The 3,805-nt window shown below is 73.0% G+C and carries 1 protein-coding gene; it reads left to right on the forward strand.

Annotation, left to right across the window (positions count from 1 at the left end; genetic code table 11):
• Nucleotides 1-3,805: SDR family NAD(P)-dependent oxidoreductase (locus tag ACFWBT_RS42240; protein WP_385709922.1), on the forward strand; the 3,805-nt coding region annotated here is incomplete at both ends.

Genomic DNA, 3,805 nt, shown 5'->3' on the forward strand with positions numbered 1-3,805 from the left:
AAGGTCAGTCACGCGTTCCATTCGCCGTTGATGGATCCGATGCTGGAGGAGTTCGCGGAGGTCGTTCGCGGGCTGTCCTACGGTGAGCCGCGGATTCCGGTGGTTTCGAACCTCACCGGTCGCCTGGCCGAGGCGTACACCCCGGAGTACTGGGTGCGGCACGTGCGTGAGGCGGTGCGTTTCGCCGACGGCATCGAGACTCTGGGTGATCTGGGTGTGAGCACGTTCGTGGAGATCGGTCCGGGCGGTGTGCTGAGCGGCATGGCGCAGGGCTGTGCGGACGACATCGTGACCGTTCCCGTGCTCCGGGCCGACCGTCCCGAGCGGCAGGCCGTCGTGACCGCGCTCGCCGAACTGCACGTCAGCGGTGCCGAAGTGGACTGGCACGCCTTCTTCCCGGGCGCCCGGCGCGTCACCCTGCCCACCTACGCCTTCCAGCGCGAGCGCTACTGGCTCGATGCCCCCGCCTCGGCCGGTGACCTGCGCGCGGTGGGGCAGGGCGAAGCCGGTCACCCGCTCCTCGGCGCCGCCGTGCCGCTGGCCGACGGCGACGGACACCTGCTCACCGGGCGGCTCTCGACGCACACGCACCCGTGGCTGGTGGACCACGCCGTCAGCGGGGTCGCGCTCCTGCCGGGAACCGCGTTCGTCGAGCTGGCGATCACCGCTGCCGACGCCGTGGGCTGCGACCTGTTGGAAGAGCTGACATTGGAGACACCGCTGCTCGTGCCCGAGCGCGGCGGCGTCGCCCTGCAGGTGCGCGTCGGCGCCGACGACGGCTCGGGCCGCAGGCCGCTGACCGTGCACTCGCGGATCGACGACGGGGACGTGTACGCCCACGAGGACGACTTCGAACGGGTATGGGTCCGGCACGCCTCCGGCTCGCTGACCGTCGCCACAGGAGGGCCCGCGGACGGCTCGCTCACCGCGTGGCCGCCCGTGGGTGCGGAGCCGGTCGACGTCGACGGGTTCTACGACCGCCTCGCCGACATGGCGCTCGACTACGGCCCCGTCTTCCAGGGGCTGCGTACCGCGTGGCGGAGCGGGGACGACTTCTTCGCCGAGGTGGAGCTGTCCGGCACGGAGCGGACGGACGCCGGGAAGTACGGACTGCACCCCGCCCTGTTCGACGCCGCCCTGCACTCCGTCTGGCTGGGCGCGGTCGAGCCTGAGGCGGGGACGGGGAACGGACTGCTGCCGTTCGCCTGGAGCGGCGTGCGCCTGGCGGCTGCCGGAGCCTCCGACCTGCGGGTGAAGGTCTCGCGCGTCGGCACCGGCACCTCCACGGTGTCGCTGGTACTGGCCGACGGCACCGGTGAACCGGTCGCGCAGGTCGACTCGCTGACGCTGCGCTCGGCACCCGCCGACCAGTTGCGCGCCGGTTCCGGCAGCGACGACGCGGTCTTCGGCCTGGAGTGGACGCCGTTCGGCCTGCCGTCCGCGCCGGACGGCATGAGGATCGAGACGTACGAGGATCTCGCCGCGCTCCGTTCCACTGACTCGCCGGCGGACAGCGATGCCGCAGCCGTCGCCGATGCCGTGGTCGTGCCCTGCCCGACCGGGACCGGTGCGGACATGGCCACCCGGATCCGTGAGGTCACCCACGCCGTGCTGGAGCTGGTGCAGTGGTGGCTTGCCGAGGAACGTCCGGCGCGCCTGGTGCTGGTGACGCGTACGGGAGACCTCGCCCAGTCGGCGGTCCGCGGACTGGTGCGCTCGGCGCAGACCGAGAACCCCGACCGCATCGTGCTGGTGGAGACCGCCGGTGATGCCCGTGCCGACGTCGTCAGCGGTGCTGACGGCACCCGTCTTGCCCGCTTGCTGCCCGGCCTGATCGCGTCGGGTGAGCCGCAGGCCGCGGTGCACCCGGACGACGAGGTCCGGGTGCCGAGACTGGTCCGCGTCGCCGCGCCGAACGCGGAGCCGGAGCTGCCCGGCCTCGGCTCCGGCACCGTTCTGTTGACCGGCGCGTCGGGCGGGCTGGGCGGACTGTTCGCCCGGCACCTGGTCGTCGAGCACGGCGTCCGCAGTCTGCTGCTCGTCAGCCGCCGCGGCGGCGACGCACCCGGCGCGGCCGAACTCACCGCCGAGCTGACCGCGAACGGCGCCGACGTCACCTGGGCCGCGTGTGATGTCGCCGACCGCGACGCCGTGCGTGCACTCCTGACCGGCCCCGGGCAGAGCCTGTCCGCGATCGTCCACACCGCCGGCGTCCTGGACGACGGAATCATCGGCTCACTGACCCCCGAGCGGCTGGACGCCGTGTTCCGTCCGAAGGTGGACGCGGCGCTGAACCTGCACGACCTGGCGGGCGAGCTGTCCGGCGACCTGTCCGCGTTCGTGCTCTTCTCCTCGGTGGCGGGCACCCTCGGCACGCCCGGCCAGGCGAACTACGCCGCTGCCAACACCTTCCTCGACGCCCTCGCCGAGCACCGCCGTTCCGTGGGCCTGCGGGCCACGTCGCTGGCCTGGGGCCTGTGGGCGCAGGACAGCGAGAGCGCCATGACCGGCAGCCTCGACCACACCGATCTCACCCGCATCAAGCGGATGGGCCTCGCCGCGATCCCGCCGACGGACGGCCTGCGGATGTTCGACGCGGCACTGGCCGTCGATCGGGCGGCAGTCGCCCCGATCCGGCTCGACACGTCCGCCTTCCGTGACGGACCGGGGCAGCCCGTGCCGCCTGTCCTGCGCGGACTGGTGCGGGTCGCGCCGGATCGGCGCACGGCGCGGACCGCGCCGAAGGGATCGCTGGGTCAGCGGCTGGCCGGGCTGCCGGAAGCCGAGCGCGAGCACGTGGTGCTGGACCTGGTGCGTACCCAGGTCGCCGCCGTGCTCGGGCACGCCGCCGCACAGTCGGTCGGCGCGGACGACTCGTTCAAGGACATCGGGTTCGACTCGCTGACCGCCGTCGAACTGCGCAACCGGCTCAACTCGGCCGTCGGTATGCGCCTGCCCGCCACCCTGGTCTTCGACCACCCGAACCCGCTTGCCCTCGCCCGCTTCCTCACCGCCGAAGCCGCAGGCGCCGGCGAGGCGGCGGCAGTCGTGCCGGCGACCCTCTCCACGCCCACCGGAACGGCGGACGAGCCGATCGCGATCGTGGGGATGGCCTGCCGCTACCCCGGCGGCGTGCAGTCGCCCGAGGACCTGTGGCAGCTGGTGTCCTCCGGCGGCGACGCCGTGTCGGGCTTCCCCGAGGACCGCGGCTGGGACGTGGAGCGGCTCTACGACCCGAACCCCGACCAGTGGGGCACCAGCTACACCCGAGAGGGTGGCTTCCTGCACGACGCGGCGGACTTCGACGCCGAGTTCTTCGGGATCTCGCCGCGTGAGGCGCTGGCGATGGACCCGCAGCAGCGGTTGCTGCTGGAGACGTCGTGGGAGGCGTTCGAGCGGGCCGGGATCGACCCGGCGACGGTACGGGGCAGCAGGACCGGTGTCTTCGCCGGCGTGATGTACCACGACTACGGCGGCCGCGTGCACACCTCGCCGGCAGGGCTGGAGGGCTACCTCGTCAACGGCAGCGCGGGCAGCGTCGCTTCGGGGCGTGTTTCGTACACGTTCGGGCTCGAGGGGCCGGCGGTCACGGTCGACACGGCGTGCTCGTCGTCGCTCGTGGCACTCCACCTTGCCGCGCAGGCCCTGCGGAGCGGTGAGTGCTCGATGGCCCTCGTCGGCGGCGTCACGGTGATGGCAGGCCCGTCCGTGTTCGTGGAGTTCAGCCGTCAGCGGGGCTTGTCGGCGGACGGCCGGTGCAAGGCGTTCGCGGCCGGTGCGGACGGTACGGGCTGGGCCGAGGGCG

The organism is Streptomyces sp. NPDC060027 (assembly GCF_042737005.1).
Classification (GTDB): Bacteria; Actinomycetota; Actinomycetes; order Streptomycetales; family Streptomycetaceae; genus Streptomyces.